The 16488-nt window shown below is 67.9% G+C and carries 16 protein-coding genes; 6 read left to right on the forward strand and 10 right to left on the reverse strand.

Annotated elements, in window-relative coordinates; genetic code table 11:
- The gene (locus ACQG3P_RS12670; protein WP_249834397.1) at nucleotides 1-1398 is read right to left on the reverse strand and encodes a cytochrome ubiquinol oxidase subunit I; all 1398 of its coding nucleotides are present in this window, start codon (nucleotides 1396-1398) and stop codon (nucleotides 1-3) included.
- Between the two features lie 297 nt (nucleotides 1399-1695).
- Between ACQG3P_RS12670 and ACQG3P_RS12675 the strand changes: the two genes are divergently transcribed.
- Genes ACQG3P_RS12675 through hemF form a run of 4 tightly spaced genes read left to right on the forward strand, consistent with a single transcriptional unit; the run spans nucleotide 1696 to nucleotide 6057 of the window.
- The gene (locus tag ACQG3P_RS12675) at nucleotides 1696-4062 is read left to right on the forward strand and encodes a S9 family peptidase (RefSeq protein WP_426805255.1); all 2367 of its coding nucleotides are present in this window, start codon (nucleotides 1696-1698) and stop codon (nucleotides 4060-4062) included.
- Nucleotides 4059-4478: an NUDIX hydrolase gene (locus ACQG3P_RS12680; RefSeq protein WP_307105582.1), complete on the forward strand. Its 420-nt coding sequence runs from the start codon at nucleotides 4059-4061 to the stop codon at nucleotides 4476-4478. The genes ACQG3P_RS12675 and ACQG3P_RS12680 overlap by 4 nt, the downstream gene beginning before the upstream one ends.
- 27 nt (nucleotides 4479-4505) lie before the next feature.
- On the forward strand, nucleotides 4506-5111 hold the full coding sequence (locus ACQG3P_RS12685; RefSeq protein ID WP_068847817.1) for a tetraspanin family protein: 606 nt from the start codon (nucleotides 4506-4508) through the stop codon (nucleotides 5109-5111).
- 40 nt (nucleotides 5112-5151) lie between these two features.
- Entirely contained in the window at nucleotides 5152-6057 is a 906-nt protein-coding gene (gene hemF, locus ACQG3P_RS12690; protein ID WP_426805256.1) for an oxygen-dependent coproporphyrinogen oxidase, read from the forward strand.
- On the opposite strand, the gene ACQG3P_RS12695 is transcribed toward hemF, so the two are convergent.
- The 3 genes from ACQG3P_RS12695 to polA form a co-directional block, all read right to left on the reverse strand.
- A complete protein-coding gene (locus ACQG3P_RS12695) occupies nucleotides 6044-6568 on the reverse strand; it encodes a hypothetical protein (RefSeq protein WP_426805257.1) in 525 nt (174 codons plus the stop codon). The two genes, hemF and ACQG3P_RS12695, sit on opposite strands and share 14 nt — an antisense overlap.
- Nucleotides 6569-6661: 93 nt before the next feature.
- Nucleotides 6662-7156: a DUF421 domain-containing protein gene (locus ACQG3P_RS12700; RefSeq protein WP_426805258.1), complete on the reverse strand. Its 495-nt coding sequence runs from the start codon at nucleotides 7154-7156 to the stop codon at nucleotides 6662-6664.
- 334 nt (nucleotides 7157-7490) lie between these two features.
- Nucleotides 7491-10262 (reverse strand): DNA polymerase I, encoded by a 2772-nt coding sequence (gene polA / locus ACQG3P_RS12705; RefSeq protein ID WP_426805259.1) that lies wholly within the window; start codon nucleotides 10260-10262, stop codon nucleotides 7491-7493.
- A gap of 97 nt (nucleotides 10263-10359) precedes the next feature.
- Between polA and ACQG3P_RS12710 the strand changes: the two genes are divergently transcribed.
- Both ACQG3P_RS12710 and ACQG3P_RS12715 read left to right on the forward strand, forming a co-directional pair.
- Nucleotides 10360-10647, forward strand: coding sequence for a DUF2782 domain-containing protein (locus ACQG3P_RS12710; RefSeq protein WP_068847828.1), 288 nt, complete (start codon nucleotides 10360-10362; stop codon nucleotides 10645-10647).
- Nucleotides 10648-10666: 19 nt separating this feature from the next.
- Entirely contained in the window at nucleotides 10667-10906 is a 240-nt protein-coding gene (locus ACQG3P_RS12715) for a hypothetical protein (protein ID WP_068854463.1), read from the forward strand.
- A gap of 1 nt (nucleotide 10907) precedes the next feature.
- Here the strand turns inward: ACQG3P_RS12715 and ACQG3P_RS12720 are convergent, their stop codons facing one another.
- From ACQG3P_RS12720 to uvrD, 6 genes are all read right to left on the reverse strand, one after another.
- Nucleotides 10908-11354, reverse strand: coding sequence for a universal stress protein (locus tag ACQG3P_RS12720; protein ID WP_068847830.1), 447 nt, complete (start codon nucleotides 11352-11354; stop codon nucleotides 10908-10910).
- A 71-nt stretch (nucleotides 11355-11425) separates the two neighbouring features.
- Complete coding sequence (locus tag ACQG3P_RS12725; protein WP_426805260.1) at nucleotides 11426-12787, reverse strand: hypothetical protein; 1362 nt, start codon at nucleotides 12785-12787, stop codon at nucleotides 11426-11428.
- 49 nt (nucleotides 12788-12836) lie between these two features.
- Nucleotides 12837-13118: a hypothetical protein gene (locus ACQG3P_RS12730; RefSeq protein ID WP_217537498.1), complete on the reverse strand. Its 282-nt coding sequence runs from the start codon at nucleotides 13116-13118 to the stop codon at nucleotides 12837-12839.
- Between the two features lie 225 nt (nucleotides 13119-13343).
- Nucleotides 13344-13898, reverse strand: coding sequence for a hypothetical protein (locus ACQG3P_RS12735; RefSeq protein ID WP_426805261.1), 555 nt, complete (start codon nucleotides 13896-13898; stop codon nucleotides 13344-13346).
- 51 nt (nucleotides 13899-13949) lie between these two features.
- Nucleotides 13950-14273 (reverse strand): low molecular weight protein tyrosine phosphatase family protein, encoded by a 324-nt coding sequence (locus tag ACQG3P_RS12740; protein ID WP_210131457.1) that lies wholly within the window; start codon nucleotides 14271-14273, stop codon nucleotides 13950-13952.
- Between the two features lie 15 nt (nucleotides 14274-14288).
- A complete protein-coding gene (gene uvrD, locus ACQG3P_RS12745) occupies nucleotides 14289-16481 on the reverse strand; it encodes a DNA helicase II (RefSeq protein WP_426805262.1) in 2193 nt (730 codons plus the stop codon).
- Between the last annotated feature and the right edge of the window lie 7 nt (nucleotides 16482-16488).

Genomic DNA, 16488 nt, shown 5'->3' on the forward strand with positions numbered 1-16488 from the left:
TCAGCGCTCCTCCAGCGGTTCGTCGGCACCGGACAGCGGCCGCGCCGGGGTGTGGCTGCCGTCTTCGATCGGCGGCTGCTGGTCGTGCGGCTTGGGCCCGGTGCGGATGATCTTGACCAGGTACCAGATGCCCCAGCCGAACACGAACGCATAGCCCACGATGTACACGCCCAGCGACAGCGCGGTCATCCACGCGCTCTGCGGGCCCACCGCATCGGCAGTGCGCAGCACGCCGTACACCACCCACGGCTGGCGGCCCATTTCGGTGACGAACCAGCCCGACACCAGCGCGATGAAGCCGCTGGGCAGCATCCAGTTCCAGCCGCGCACCAGCCAGCGCGATTCCAGCAGGCGGCCGCGCCACCACTGGAAGGCCGAAGCCCAGGCCAGCAGCAGCATCAGCGTGCCCAGCCCGACCATGATGCGGAAGGCGAAGAACACCGGCACCACCGGCGGCCGCTCGCTGGCCGGAACCGAGGTGAGCGGCTCAAAGGTGCCATCGAAGGAATGGGTCAGGATCAGGCTGCCCAGCCGCGGGATGGCGATCTCGAAGTCGTTGCGCTCGGCCTTCTCATTGGGTACCGCGAACACCACCAGCGGCACGCCTTCGCCCTCGCCTTCGGCATGCCAGTGCGCTTCCACCGCCGCGATCTTCATCGGCTGGTGCTTGAGTGTGTTGAGGCCATGCATGTCGCCCACGAAGATCTGCACCGGCACCGTCAGCGCGGCGAAGGCCACCGCCGCCAGCAGCATGGTGCGCCCGGCTTCAACATGCTTGCCCTTGCGCAGGTACCACGCCCCCACCCCGCCGATCACGAAACAGGTGGTGATGAACGAGCCCAGCGCCATGTGCGCCAGCCGGTACGGGAAGGAGGGGTTGAATACCACCTGCCACCAGTCCTGGGGCACCACGATGCCATCGATGATGGCGTGCCCGGCCGGGGTCTGCAGCCAGCTGTTGGACGAGAGGATCCAGAAGGTGGACACCAGCGTGCCCAGCGCCACCATGCAGGTGGACAGGAAATGCAGGCGCGGCGAGACCTTGCCCCAGCCGAACATCATCACGCCCAGGAAGCTGGCCTCCAGGAAGAACGCGGTGAGCACTTCATAGGTCAGCAGCGGCCCGATCACGCTGCCGGCCACCTGGCTCAGGCGCGGCCAGTTGGTGCCGAACTGGAAGGCCATGACGATGCCGCTGACCACGCCCATGCCGAAGGACACCGCGAAGATCTTCTGCCAGAAGAAGTACAGCTCGCGCCAGATCGGCTTCTTCGTGCGCAGCCACTGGCCCTCCACGAAGGCCAGCCAGCTGGCCGTGCCGATGGTGAAGGCCGGAAACAGCACATGGAAACTGATGACGAACCCGAACTGGATCCGCGACAACAACAACGCGTCCACGCGACGCCTCCGCAGCATTCTCTGGAATCCGCACCAGTCTGGGCCGATTTCCGTGAAGAGGGCATGCGACCCGGTGACGCGCTGCTTCACTTTGTCGCAGGCACGGTAGGTATCGACCGTTGGTCGATACGGTGGGGCCGGCGCCAGGAGCCCGGCGCGGTGCGCCGACGCACGACCAACGGTCGTGCGCTACCGGGGGGGGCGATCATGGCGCGCATGGCCCATGACCTGTGGCCCCCTCGCCGAAGGTCCGGCGCTGCTACGCTTGGCGGGTTTTCCTTCACGGTGCTGCCCGCAATGCCCAGAACGCTGCCCTTGTCCCTGCTGCTGCTCGCCGCCCTCGGCGGCGCGGCCCACGCGGCACCGACGCCGATCACCATCGAACAGGCCATGGCCGACCCGGACTGGATCGGTCCGCCGGTCGAGAGCGCCTGGTGGTCGTGGAACAGCCAGCAGGTCGAGTACCAGCTCAAGCGCACCGGCAGCCCGGTCCGCGATACCTTCCGCCAGCCGGTCAACGGCGGTACCGCCACCCAGGTCGCCGATGACCAGCGCGGCAGCCTGGACGTGGACGCCCCGGTGTACGACAGCGTCCGCCAGCGCAGCGTGTTCGTGCGCAACGGCGACGTGTTCCTGCGCGACCTGCGCAGCGGCGCGCTGACCCAGCTCACCCGCAGCACCGAGAAGGCCAGCGCGGTCAACTTCGCCCGCGACGGCGGGGTGATCTGGCGCACGGGCCAGAACTGGTTCCACTGGACCGCCGCCGGTGGCGTGCAGCAGGTGGCCAGCCTGAAGGCCGAAAAGAACCCCGACGACGCCCCGAAGGCCGACGTGCTGCGCGACCAGCAGCTGCGCACCCTGGCCACGCTGCGCAACGACCGCGCCCAGCGCGACGCACTGAAGGAGCAGGAAGCCAGCTGGCGCCGCGCCGACACCACCCGCGCGCCGGGCCCGGTGTACCTGGGCGCCGATGTGGAAATCGTCGACAGCGCGCTGTCGCCCGATACCCGCAGCCTGATCGTGGTGACCAAGCCGAAGAGCTTCGACGAAGGCCGCGGCGGCAAGATGCCCAAGTACGTGACCGAATCGGGCTACGAGGAGTTCGAGGACACCCGTACCCGCGTGGGCCGCAACGACCCGGAACCGAACGCGCTGTGGCTGGTCGACGCCGTCACCGGCACGGTCAAGCCGCTGTCGCTGGACAGCCTGCCGGGCATCGGCACCGACCCGCTGGCCGCGCTGCGCAAGGCCGCCGGCAAGGACGCGCTGAAGGGCAGCCGCCCGGTGCAGGTGCTGGGTGGACCCGGCGCGCCGGGCATCCGCTGGAGCAATGACGGCCAGCAGGCCGCGATCCTGCTGCGCGCCAACGACAACAAGGACCGCTGGATCGCCAGCGTCAGCCCGGCCGAGGCCAGGCTGCAGACCCGCCACCGCCTCACCGACGCGGCGTGGATCAACTGGAGCTTCAACGATTTCGGCTGGTCCAACGACAACCGCACGCTGTGGCTGCTGTCCGAAGAGTCCGGCTACTCGCACCTGTACACCCAGCAGGGCACGGCCAAGCCGCAGGCGCTGACCGGTGGCAAGTGGGAAACCTCGATGCCGGTGCCCAGCGCCGACGGCCGTGGCTTCTACGTGCTGTGCAACCAGCAGGCCCCCGGCGACTACGAGGTGTGCGCGGTGGATACCGCTTCGCGCCAGGTGCGTGAGCTGACCTCGCTCAACGGCGTGGAAGACTTCTCGCTGTCCCCGGACGGCCAGCAGCTGCTGGTGCGCTACTCCGGCGCCTACCTGCCGGCGCAGTTGGCGGTGGTGCCCACCGCGGGCGGCCAGGCCAAGGTGCTGACCGACACCCGCACTGCCGCCTTCAAGGCCCGCCAGTGGATCCAGCCCAAGCTGGTGCAGGTGCCTTCGAAGCACGGCGCGGGCGTGGTCTGGGCCAAGTACTACGGCCCGGAGAACCTGGAGCCGGGCAGGAAGTACCCGATCGCCATGTTCGTGCACGGCGCCGGTTACCTGCAGAACGTGCACCAGCGCTACCCGGCCTACTTCCGCGAGCAGATGTTCCACAACCTGCTGGTGCAGCAGGGCTACGTGGTGCTGGACATGGATTACCGCGGCAGCGAGGGCTACGGCCGCGACTGGCGCACGGCGATCTACCGCAACATGGGCCACCCGGAGCTGGAAGACTACAAGGACGGCCTGGATTGGCTGGTGGCCACCCAGCAGGGTGACCGCGACCATGCCGGCATCTACGGCGGCTCCTACGGCGGCTTCATGACCTTCATGGCGCTGTTCCGTTCGCCGGGCACCTTCAAGGCCGGCGCCGCGCTGCGCCCGGTGGTGGATTGGCACCAGTACAACCACGGCTACACCGCCAACATCCTCAACACCCCGGACATCGACCCGGAGGCGTACCGCGTCTCCTCGCCGATTGAATATGCCGAAGGCCTGCAGGACCACCTGCTGATCGCGCACGGGATGATGGACGACAACGTGTTCTTCCAGGACTCGGTCAACCTCACCCAGAAGCTGATCGAGCTGCACAAGGACAACTGGAGCATCGCGCCCTACCCGCTGGAACGCCACGGCTACGTGCGTGCCGATTCCTGGCTGGACCAGTACAAGCGCATCCTCAAGCTGTTCGAAGAGAACCTGAAGTGAGCCACGACGCGGCGACGATACGGATCGTCGCCGCGGTCATCACCGATGCCGCCCGGCGCGTGCTGGTGGTGCGCAAGCACGGCTCGGCGGTGTTCATCCAGCCGGGCGGCAAGCCCGAGCCGGGCGAGGCACCGCTGGCCGCGCTGGCGCGCGAGCTGGACGAGGAACTGGGCGTGCAGTTGGACCCCGCCACGGCGGTGCCGCTGGGCGCCTACAGCGACTGGGCGGTGCATGAAACCGGCTGCCGGGTGCACGCCGAAGCCTGGTGGGTACAGGTGCTGGGCACCCCACAGGCACGGGCGGAGATCGCCGAACTGGCCTGGGTGCCGTTGCAGCCACCGCACGGGCGCCGCTTGGCACCGTTGAGCGAAGACCATATCCTGCCGGCGGCCGCGCGCGTGATCGCGCCGGGCTGACCCCACCGCACACTGCCAGGACACCGGATGTCTTCGATTACGCCCCCGCTGCTGCCCGTTGCCCATCCGCGCCCGAAGGGGGATGGCACCCCGACCTTTCTTGCCCCGCTGGCCAAGTCGGTGTTGGTGGTGTGCATCGTGTCGGCCGTGTGCTGGGCCGGTGGCGCGGTGCTCGCCGCGCTGCTCGCCCAGTCGGCTTGGTTGAAGGACCTGCTCGACGGCGCCGACCTGTCCTGGATGCCGTCGTCGCTGCGCTGGTTCGGCCGGCATGCGGTCGCGGTGAACGTGGGCATGCTGGTCCTTTCCCTGGTGGGGGCTGCGGCATGCTGGGGCCTGCTGCGGCGCAACCGCTGGGCGCTGTGGACCTTCATCGTGCTGCTGGTGGTCACCGCGCTGCTGAACTTCGTCGGTGCGTGGGTGATCGACGAGGTGTTCCGCCAGCTGATCGTGCACCTGCCGCCGCACGCAGACGCCGATGCCGGCCAGCTGCGCCGCGACCTGCAGATGCAGCGCGTGATCTACACCGGCCTGACCGTGCTGACCGCGCTGGCGTTCGCCGCACTGCACGCCTGGCTGGTGGCACGCGTGCTGCGCCCTGACGTGCGGCGATGGTTCGCCGCAAAGGCCCCGTAGACCGAGGCGCTGCCTCGCTGCCCTGCGGTAAAGTACCGCCATGAACGAATTCGAGCGCGTACGCAGCTACCTGACCGACCTGCAGGACCGCATCTGCGGCGCGGTCGAGACCGCCGACGGCCAGGCCCGCTTCACCGAAGACCTCTGGCAGCGCACCGAGGGCGGCGGTGGCCGTACCCGCATCCTGCGCGATGGCGCGGTGTTCGAGCAGGCCGGTATCGGCTTCTCCGACGTCTCCGGCACGCGTCTGCCGCCGTCGGCCTCGGCTAACCGGCCGGAGCTGGCCGGCGCCTCGTGGCGCGCCACCGGCGTGTCGCTGGTGTTCCACCCGCTCAATCCTTACCTGCCCACCACCCACGCCAACGTGCGCTACTTCAGCGCCGAGCGTGATGGGCAGCAGGTGGCGTCCTGGTTCGGCGGCGGCTTCGACCTGACCCCGTTCTACCCGTTCGACGAGGACGTGCAGCAGTGGCACCAGGCCGCCCACGACCTGTGCGCCCCGTTCGGCGAAGAACGCTATGCGGCGCACAAGCGCTGGTGCGACGAGTATTTCTTCCTGCGCCACCGCAATGAAACGCGCGGCGTGGGCGGGTTGTTCTTCGACGACCTGCACGGCGACTTCGAGCGTGATTTTGATTACCTGCGCGCGGTGGGCGATGGCTTCCTGCAGGCGTACCTGCCGATCGTGGAACGCCGCAAGCACACCCCGTACGGCGAACGCGAGCGCGAGTTCCAGCTGTACCGGCGGGGCCGGTACGTGGAGTTCAACCTGGTGTACGACCGCGGCACGCTGTTCGGGCTGCAGAGCGGCGGGCGCAGCGAAAGCATCCTGATGAGCCTGCCGCCACGCGTGCGCTGGGAGTATGGCTTCACGCCGGAACCCGGCAGCGCCGAGGCGCGGCTGGGCGATTACCTGGTGCCGCGCGACTGGCTCAGCCCGGGCTGACCTGCGCCGCGGTGCGGCGGAGCATGGCGACATGCGCGGCCTGCAGCTCGCGCTTTTTCTCCAGGTAATGCGCGACCTCACCCCGCGCGTTGCTGATCGCACTGCATTCGTCCTCATCGAAGAGGCCGCCGCCACAGTAGACGCGGCCTGATGCCGAAAGGGTGTCGTGCTGGCGAAGCACCGAATCAAGGTGCCTGCAGGCGGCATCAAGCTTGCGCTCGGTGCGCTCGCGGCGCTCCAGTTGTTTCTGCAGCTTCCGGTGCTGCGCCTCGGGATGCAGCGGCCTGGAGAAGCGCAGCCGCCACGCGGACGGCTCGTTGGTTACCGCCATGGGCACCGCCCGGGACGGCGGCAGCTGCCGTGGCACCGGCGCGCTGGTGAGCATGGCCTCGTCGTAGGACGGCGGAGGCTCGTACGCGGGCGACGGCTGGACATCCCGACGGGGAAAGGCGCCCCAGGCGGCGTGGACGGCGACCCAGGCACGGTCGGAAGAAACAGGATCGAGGGGCATGGCAGGCATCTCCGTTGCGTGGGCCACTCCAGCAGCGGCCCCTGATGCGGCCGATTTCAGCAGTGCGCGTGGCGAGGCGCTTTCATATTCCGCTCAGGTGTTGCCGCCGTCCTTGGGTTGCCTGGGAACGATGGTGATGTGGCCGTTGATTTCCAGCAGCGCCATCGAGACCTCGCTGATATGGGTGCAGCCCTGCTGGCGCATGGCCGCTTCCAGATCGGCGCGGGTGACCAGTTCGCGCTTGAGCACCGAGGCGAGCACTTCGCCGTCGCGCGCGATCAGCACCGGTTCGCCTTCCACCAGCGCTTCCACCTTCCTGCTGCGGGTGCTCAGCCAGCCCACACCGTAGTTCAGGGAGATCAGGGTGGCGGCCAACAGCAGGCCGCCGCCAAGCGAGGTGTCCTTGCCGAGCAGCGCGTTCTGCACCGCGTTGCCCAGCAGCACGATCAGCAGCACGTCGAACGGGGTGATCTGGCCCAGGGCGCGCTTGCCCGACAGGCGGACCATGCCGAGCACGACCACATACACCACGACGGCGCGCAGGATGAATTCCCACCAGGGCATGGCCAGGTCGAACAGGTCGCTCATGCGAGCCCCGCAGAAGAGAGAGTGCCTGAAGCATACGGGTAGCGCCGGCCGTTGGCCGGACTCCTGAAAATAAAAAGCCCCGCCGACCAGGGGGAGGTCAGCGGGGCCGGGGAACGGGCGCTTGGGGAGGAGCCCCCGTTCCGAGATCTGCTCCAGGGGATGGGAGAGATCCACAACAGGCATTGCGCCTGTCGAGGTCTATAAAAGCACCTCGAACATTGATAGTTCGTGAAGGGCGCCAATTAATACTGCGGTGAAACCTAAAACATTCATCGAAGAGTCAGTTTATCGACCCGCAATGAACCAATTCAGCTTATTCAACGTGACTCGCGTCTCAATGTGCCTCATCCCAGTTATCTCCTACTCCGGCATCCACCACCAGCGGGACGCGTAATTGAGCTGAAGACGACATAAGCTCGACCACCTGCGTGCGCAAGGTTTCCAGAAACTCGCTTTCGGTTTCGAATACCAGTTCATCGTGCACCTGCAGAATCATCCGGGCGCGGCCGCCCTGGCCCTGCAGCCAGTCGTCCACCTTCACCATGGCCCGTTTGATGATGTCCGCGGCGGTGCCCTGCATGGGTGCATTGATCGCCGCGCGCTCGGCGCCGGCGCGCAGGCCCTGGTTGCGCGCGTGAATATCGTTCAGATACAGCCGGCGGCCTTCGATGGTTTCCACATACCCCTGGTCGCGGGCCTGCTGGCGCATGCGCTCCATGAAGTCGCGCACGCCCGGGTAGCGGCTGAAGTACAGCGCCACGTAATCCTGGGCCTGGCCCCGGTCGATGCCCAGGTTACGGGCCAGCCCGAACGCGCTCATGCCGTACATCAGGCCGAAGTTGATGGCCTTGGCGGCGCGGCGCTCGTTCGGGGTGACCTCGTCCAGCGCGCGGCTGAATACCTCGGCCGCCGTGGCACGGTGCACATCGACGCCCTGTTCGAACGCGCGCACCAGGCCCGGGTCCTCGGACAGGTGGGCCATGATCCGCAGCTCGATCTGCGAGTAATCGCAGGCCAGCAGCTTGTGCCCCGGCGGGGCCACGAAGGCGCGGCGGATGCGGCGGCCGTCCTCGGTGCGGATCGGGATGTTCTGCAGGTTCGGGTCCGACGAGGACAGCCGGCCGGTGGCCGCGCCGGACTGGTGGTAGCTGGTGTGGACCCGGCCGGTGTCGGGGTTGACCATCTCTGGCAGCTTGTCGGTGTAGGTGCTGCGCAGCTTGGCCAGCCCGCGGTACTCCAGGATCACCCGCGGCAGCTCGTGCTGTTCGGCGATCGCCTCCAGCGCCTCTTCGTTGGTGCTGGGCTGGCCTTTGGGGGTCTTCACCAGCGCGGGCAGCTTCAGCTCGTCGAACAGCACCGCCTGCAGCTGCTTGGGCGAGTCCAGGCTGAAGGTGCGCCCGGCCAGTTCGGTGGCCTTCTGCTGGGCTGCCAGCATGCGCGCGCCCAGGTCCTGGCTCTGCCTGCGCAGCTCGGCGCTGTCGATGTACACGCCGTTGGCTTCGATCCGGGCCAGCACCGGCACCAGCGGCATCTCGATGCTGCGGTACACGTTGTCCAGCGCGGCCGATTCCAGCAGTTGCGGGTGCAGCACGCGGTGCAGGCGCAGGGTGATGTCGGCATCTTCGGCCGCATAGCGGCTGGCTTCGTCCAGCCCTACCTGGGAGAACGGAATCTGCTTGGCCCCCTTGCCGGCGACGTCCTCGAACTTGATCGTGGTGTAGCCGAGGTAGCGCATCGCCAGCGAATCCATGTCGTGGCGGGTGGCGGTGGAATTGAGCACGAAGCTTTCGAGCATGGTGTCGTCGTGGTAGCCCTTCACGTCCACGCCGTGCCGGCGCAGCACGTGCAGGTCGTACTTGCCGTGCTGGCCAAGCTTCTTTTTGTCGGGGTTCTCGAGCACAGGCCGCAGCGCATCAAGCACCTGCTGGCGCGGCAGCTGGGCAGGGGCACCGGGGTAGTCATGGCCAACCGGAATGTAGGCCGCACGGCCCGGCTCGACCGCCAGGCTGATGCCGACCAGGTTGGCGCGCATGGCATCGAGCGCGTCGGTCTCGGTGTCGAAGGCGATCAGCTCGGCCGCCTCGGCGCGGGCCACCCAGGCCTGCAGCTGTTCGGTGGTGAGCACGGTTTCGTATTCGCCCGGGGCCGACAGGGCCGCATCCAGGGCCGGCGCAGGCTCGCTGGCCGCGCCGCGCGCGTAGCCGGCGGCGGTGCCGCGCAGGCTCACCGGCGCGTCGCTGGCTGCCGCAGGGGCCGGGACCGGGCCACCCAGCTCCTTCAGCGCCTGGGTAAAGCCGTAGCGCAGGTACAGCTCGCCCAGGGCGGGCACGTCCGGGTCGCGCAGCGCCAGGGTCTGCGGGGTGGCGTCCAGCGCCACGTCGGTGCGGATGGTGACCAGTTCGCGGTTCAGCGGCAGGCGCTCCAGCGCGGCACGCAGGTTTTCGCCGATCTTGCCCTTCATGCCAGGCGCTGCGGCCATCACCCCGTCCAGGGTCTGGTACTCGGCCAGCCACTTGGCGGCCGTCTTGGGGCCGCACTTCTCCACGCCGGGCACGTTGTCCACGGCGTCGCCCATCAGCGCCAGCAGGTCGACGATCTGGTCGGCGCGCACGCCGAACTTGTCCATCACGGTAGCGTCCGAATCCATGCGGCTGCCGGTCATGGTGTTGACCAGCTCAATGCCCGGGCGGACCAGCTGGGCGAAGTCCTTGTCGCCGGTGGAGATGGTGACGGTCATCCCGTCGCGGTGGCCCTGCAGCGCCAGCGTGCCGATCACATCGTCGGCTTCCACGCCCGGAATGCGCAGGATGGTCAGGCCCAGCGCCTCGACGATCTGGCACATCGGCTCGATCTGCGGGCGCAGGTCGTCGGGCATCGGCGGCCGATTGGCCTTGTAGTCGGCGTACAGGTCGTCACGGAAGGTCTTGCCCGGCGCGTCGACCACGAAGGCCACGTACTCGGGGCGCTCCTTCAGGGTGGCGCGCAGCATGTTGACCACACCGAACAGCGCGCCGGTGGGTTCACCGGCAGCGTTGGTCAGCGGCGGAAGCGCGTGGAACGCGCGATACAGGTAACTGGACCCGTCAATCAGGACTAATCGGCTCATGCGACGATTCTACGCGCCCCGCTGGGGCCATTCCCGGCACCGGCATCACGGGGCATCGGGCATAATCCAGACTCCCCCGACCCAGGAACCGTGGCCCATGAAAACTCTGCTGCTGGCTGGACTGCTTGTGCTGGCGGGTTGTGCCACCACCGGCGGCGGCGCTGGCGTGCCCCCGGTCGATGTGCGGGGCGCCGATATCGCCAAGCGCGTGATGGACAACGGCGATGTGATCGAGGAGTACCGGGTCAGTGGCCAGTTGCGCATGGTCAAGGTCACACCCTCGCGTGGTGCGCCGTACTACATGTACGAAGGCAGCCAGCACGGCGGCGTGGACCGGAGCAAGGATGGCACCTCGCCGGTGTACTGGAAGCTCTACAGCTGGTGAGTTGGCCCTGCCGTACCCGATGACGACTCCTGAACGACGCAAACCCATCGACCCCGCCGCCCTGCGTGCGGGGCTGAATGACGAGCAGCGCCAAGCCGTGGACACCCTGGAGCATTTCGGCTGGTCGCTGCGCTTCGTGCGCCGGCCGCTGTTCCGCGACCCGATCCCGGTGCTGTTTGACCGGGCCGGGGAACGCTACGTGGTGGTGCAGCCCGACGGCAGCCTGGACGAGTCGATGGCGTTGAAGCTGCGCCCTTAGATCACCGGATGACCAGCACCGGCACGGTGCTGCGTGCGAGCACTTCGGCGGTCTGGCTGCCGAGCAGGACCCGGGTCACGCCGCGGCGGCCGTGCGAGGTCATCACGATCAGGTCGCTGTTGCGTTCCATGGCCGTGTCGATGATGCCGTCGGCGGCATAGCGGTCCAGCACGTGCACGGTGGTGGCGCGCAGGCCCTGCGCTTCGCAGGCGGCCTTGGCCGGCGCCAGCACTTTCTCTGCGGTCTCTTCGCGGTCGGCCTTGTACTCAGGGCTGTTCATGTAGCCCACGCTCCAGCCCATGGCGTCATACATGCCGACGGCCCAAGGCTCGGAGACAGTGACGATATCGATTTCGGCGTTGAGGTCGCGGGCCAGTTCCAGCCCCTTGAGCAGGCCCTTTTCGGACAGCTCGGAGCCATCGGTGGCAATCAGGATCCGCTTGTACATGGCACGCTCCTTGGCTAAGGCAGTGGGGACACCATTGCACACCCGGCGTGGAGAGCGTGCCTTGAGGCGGATCAATCCGGGCGGTCGGCCGGGGCGCGGAGCATGGCCTGCGCGGCGTTGGTGAGTTCCTGCCGGACCCTCGCCGCGCGGTCGGGATCGGCCTGCACCCAGTCGGCGATCTGCGCCGGATCGAACCGTGCCAGCAGGGCGTCGCGGCGGCGGAGCAGGTATGCGGCCAGCTCGGCTGCCGTGGGCCACGCCGACGCCGCCCCGGCAGGGCCTTCCGGCCAGTGGCGCTCGATGACGGCGGTGAGCGCAGACAGCGGCAGCAGCCCCAGCCGGTAGCCCATTTCGGCAAGCGTATCGGCCACGGCAGGATCGAGGGCGAGCGGTGGCCGGAACAAGCTGGCGATGCTCTCGGACTGGAACCCGTAGGGCCACGCAGTAACGTCCTGCAATGGCCCACAATCGCCACACATGGCGTCGAAATGACCGACGTTGTTGACATATGAAAGAGGAACAGGGAACAGCGACGGGGGCCGTTGGGCGATGGCCACCGCTTGGCTGGCCGCTTTGGGCAGCATCGCGCCCGTCTGGAGGTCGCGGAACCCGAGCGGCCCGCAGGCGCCGAAATCCAGCGACATGCCCACCCGGACGCCGTTCCGGAGGGTGTAGCCGAAGTTCTCCAGCCGGTAGTTGAGCTGGTCCCAGTTGCACAACCAGCGTGAGGCGATGAAATGACGCAGCTGTTCGCAGCGCAGGGGTCGCGGCAGCAGGCGGTTCATCGCGTCCAGCGCGTTGAACCGGCGCTGGTCGTTGGCGGCATGCTGTTGGGCGTCCTCGCCGCGCAGTGTCCACCACTCGACCCCGGCGTCGTTCAGCAGCCTGGCGTTGTCGGATACGGCCTGCGCATGGTCGGTCCGCAGCGCCTCGTAGGTGCTGCGCGCTGAAGGATCGGCTGCCGCGACCAGCGCCGCAGCCGCGTCACTGACCAGGAAATCGCCCAGGTCCTGGAAGTCCGCCTCGAAGCGTGAGCCGACATGCCGGGACCCGGTCGGCAGGCCCTCGACAGCCGCCACCAGCCCGGTGTCGGGAGCGACCAGCCCGGTGAGCTGGAACAGTTTGCCCAGCGTGACTTCCATGGCGCTGCAGGTGGCGTCGGCCGTCGCCTTCACCCGCCAGCACTCGTCGCCCCGGGTGACGATCATGGCCGGCTGGCTGCCCGCTCCCCGCCAGGGCCGCGCTGGACAGTCGGCCAGATCGAGCATCTGCGGCACCCGGGCCGGTGCGTTGTGCAGATGTGACACCACCAACGCCGGCAGCGACCGGCGCGGCGTGCGGGCCGGCTCTGGAATGCCGGCAAGGGAAGGAAGCGAAGAGGTCCGCTGGATCGCGCTGGTGATCAAGGCCCGTGCCACGGCTGGAGTGGGCACGGACACTATCAGTGTTCGGCCCGCCCGCCGCTCGGACTGGTTGCAAAGCTCACTGCGGAAGGGGCGAACGCCGGCGCGGCGGACGTGTGCGGGTCAGCAGCAGCGCTACCGCCGCGACCGCCGCCGCAGTCACCCAGAAGCCCCACCCCTGCAGCAGCAGATCACGCGCTGCACTGGGCGGGGTGCAGCGCATCCGCAGCAGGTCCAGGCTGCCGCCGCTGTCCAGGCAGGCGGCAGCATGTTCGAACAGGGCCAGCACCGGTGCCGCCCAGCCCGCCGACAGCGTCAGCGCGACCAGTGCAGCCATCAGGTACGGGATTCCCTTGTTCATGTGTGTGCTCCCAGCAGACAGCGCCAGACTCTGGGCGCACGACCGGGGACCGACAAGCGGCACGCGACGAAGCGGGGGAAAACGGGGATGAGTCGCGTTCGAGCGGCGGTAGAGCCGACTGTCAGTCGGCTGCTCTCCCGTCGAATGCGCGGCCAATGGGGTGGTTGCCCCATTGCCCGGTTGCTGCGTTGCTGCGTTGCCGACCAACGGTCGGCGCTACCGGGATCAGGCGACCTTTATTACCCGTGCGCCTTGGCACAGCGGGTAGGTGGCCAGCAGGTCGGCGATGCGCTCGGCCATGGTGTCGAACGAAGCGCCATACAGATACAGCGCGGTTTCGCTCGGGCCCTGCCACCAGCTGCACACTTCGCCGTGGCCGTCGATGCGCTCGACGATCTGGTCGAACACATAGTTCGAATCGCACTGCTCGTAGACCTCGTCGGGCAGGTCGGTGCCGTTGAGGTACAGGCCCAGGCCTTCGGTGATGCCGAACGAAACGTCGGGCTCGCCGTCGCGCTGGATCAGCGAACCCTTGGGGGCGCCGAGCTGTTCGAGCAGTTCGATGACGGTCGGCAATGCCGCCGCGTCATGCAGCTGGATTTCCAGGTCGCCGTATTCCACCTCGCCCTCTTCGGTCATCGCGGTGCCACCCCCCATGATTTCGCCGATGCCGGCTGCTTCAAGCATCGCCTCGAGCGGGTCTTCGAACAGCTGCAGGCGGTGCTCGGGCTGGAGCCGGGCATTGAGTTTGACGTTGATGGCGAGGGGGGTGGTGGACATGGGGATACCTGGAATCTGGTGGGAAATTGTAGCGCCACGCCCTGCGTGGCCCTACAGGTGCGGAACTACCTTCTTTTTCAGCAGCTCCACCAGCTCCGACTGCATGAAGTCGTAGTCATCGGGAATGTCGAGGCAGATCACCCGCTTCCCGTTCAACCACTGCCGGTGCCGGCTGGCCAGCCGCGTGCGGTGCGCCGGCTCCATCACGAAGATGACATCCGCCCACTGCAGCAGCTCGGGGCTGACCGGCACATCCGCATCGGCGAGCACGCCGGCCGAGGCGGTTTCCACGCCCGGCCAGTCGGCGAACACCTGCTCGGCCGTGGGGCTGCGCAGGCGATTCTGGCTGCAGAGGAAGAGCACATGGCGAGTCATCCGTGACACGTCCGCTCAGATCACGGTGAGGTTGGCGTAGGCCATCACCAGCCACTTGCTGCCGGCCTCGGCGAACTCCACCTGCACGCGCGCGTGCGCGCCGCTGCCTTCGTAGTCGGTGACCATGCCTTCGCCGAACTTTGCATGGGTGACCATCGCGCCCAGCTTGAGCGGCGGCGCCTCCATCGCGGCGTGGCCGGCCGGGCGGCTGGCGCCGAGCGAGGCGCCCCGCGAGACCTGCACCTTGGGGCGCACTTCGTTGAGCAGCTCACGCGGGATCTCGCGCAGGAAGCGCGAGGGCACGTTGTAGTTTTCCTGGCCGTGGATGCGGCGCGATTCGGCGTAGCTGAGCACCAGCTTCTGGCGCGCGCGGGTGATGCCCACGTACGCCAGGCGGCGCTCCTCTTCCAACCGGCCGCTTTCTTCCAGCGAACGCGCGCTGGGGAACAGGCCATCTTCCATGCCGGCCAGGAACACCAGCGGGAATTCCAGGCCCTTGGCCGAATGCAGGGTCATCAGCTGCACCCCCTCTTCGCCCGCCTGGGCCTGGCCTTCGCCGGCTTCCAGCGAGGCGTAGGACAGGAAGGCGACCAGCTCACTCATGTTTTCCGCGCCTTCCTCGACGTCGTCCTCGCGCCGGGTGAAGCGCGAGGCCACCGAGACCAGTTCGTCCAGGTTGTCCGCGCGCGATTCCGAATCCAGCGCGTTGCGGCTTTCCTTCGACCAGTGTTCGCGCAGGCCCGAACGGATCAGCACATGGTCGATGCGTTCGGCCAGCGTCATCTCGCCGGCTTCATGGTGCAGCTGGTTCACCAGGCTGAGGAAACCAGCCAGCGCGTTGCGCGCGCGGGCGGCCAGCTCGTTGCTCTGGGTGGTCAGCATGGTCGCTTCCCACAGCGAGATCGCCTGGTGGCGCGCCAACCGGCGCACTTCATCCAGGGTGCGGTCGCCGATGCCACGCGTGGGCGTGTTGACCGCGCGCTCGAAGGCGGCGTCGTCGTTGCGGTTGGTCATCAGCCGCAGGTACGCCAGCGCATCCTTGATTTCGGCACGCTCGAAGAAGCGCATGCCGCCGTACACACGGTACGGCACCTGCTCGGAGAGCAGCGCTTCTTCAAAGGCCCGCGACTGCGCGTTGCTGCGGTAGAGCACGGCGGCGTCGCCGTAACTGCCGCCGTCGCGCACCCACTGGCGCGCGCGCTCGACCACGTAACGCGCCTCGTCCATTTCGTTGTAGGCCGCGTACAGGTCGATGGGGTCGCCATCGCCGCTGTCGGTCCACAGCTCCTTGCCGATCCGGTCCGGGTTGTGCGCGATCACCGCATTGGCCGCGCCCAGGATGTTGGCGCTGGAGCGGTAGTTCTGCTCCAGGCGCACGGTCTGCGCGCCCGGGAAATCCTTCAGGAAGCGCTGTACGTTCTCGACCTTGGCGCCGCGCCAGCCGTAGATGGCCTGGTCGTCGTCGCCGACCACGAACACGTGGCCGCTGTCGCCGGCCAGCACGCGCACGAAGGCGTACTGGATGGCGTTGGTGTCCTGGAACTCGTCCACCAGGATCTCGCGGAAACGCGAGCGGTAGTGGGCCAGCAGCGCCGGGTTGTCGCGCAGCAGTTCGTGCGCGCGCAGCAGCAGCTCGGCAAAGTCGACCAGGCCGGCGCGGTCGCAGCGCTCCTGGTAGGCCGCGTAGGCCTGGCGCATGGTTTCCAGCCAGGCATCGTTCGGCTCGGGCTGGATGTGCTGCGGGCGGCGGCCTTCGTCCTTCTGTTCGTTGATCCACCAGGCTATCTGCTTGGGCGGATGCTTGCTGTCGTCGATTTCCAGCTGCTGCACCACGCGCTTGACCAGCCGCAGCTGGTCGTCCGAATCCAGCACCTGGAAGCTGTCGGGCAGCTTGGCTTCCTGGTAGTGCAGGCGCAGCAGGCGATGGGCCAGGCCGTGGAAGGTGCCGATCCACGCGCCACGGCTGCCCTGCGGCAGCTGCACGTCGATGCGGTGGCGCATTTCGCCGGCGGCCTTGTTGGTGAAGGTCACCGCAAAAATGCCGTGCATGGGCACGCCGCAGACTTCGTTGAGCCAGGCGATGCGGTGGATCAGTACGCGGGTCTTGCCGGAACCGGCACCGGCAAGCACCAGATGGTGGCCGGGCGGGGCGGACACAGCTTCGCGCTGAGCGGGGTTGAGCCCGTCGAGCAGGTGGGAGACATCCATGCGCCCA

Origin of the sequence: Stenotrophomonas sp. SrG, assembly GCF_050031795.1 — a bacterium.
Classification (GTDB): Bacteria; Pseudomonadota; Gammaproteobacteria; order Xanthomonadales; family Xanthomonadaceae; genus Stenotrophomonas; species Stenotrophomonas rhizophila_A.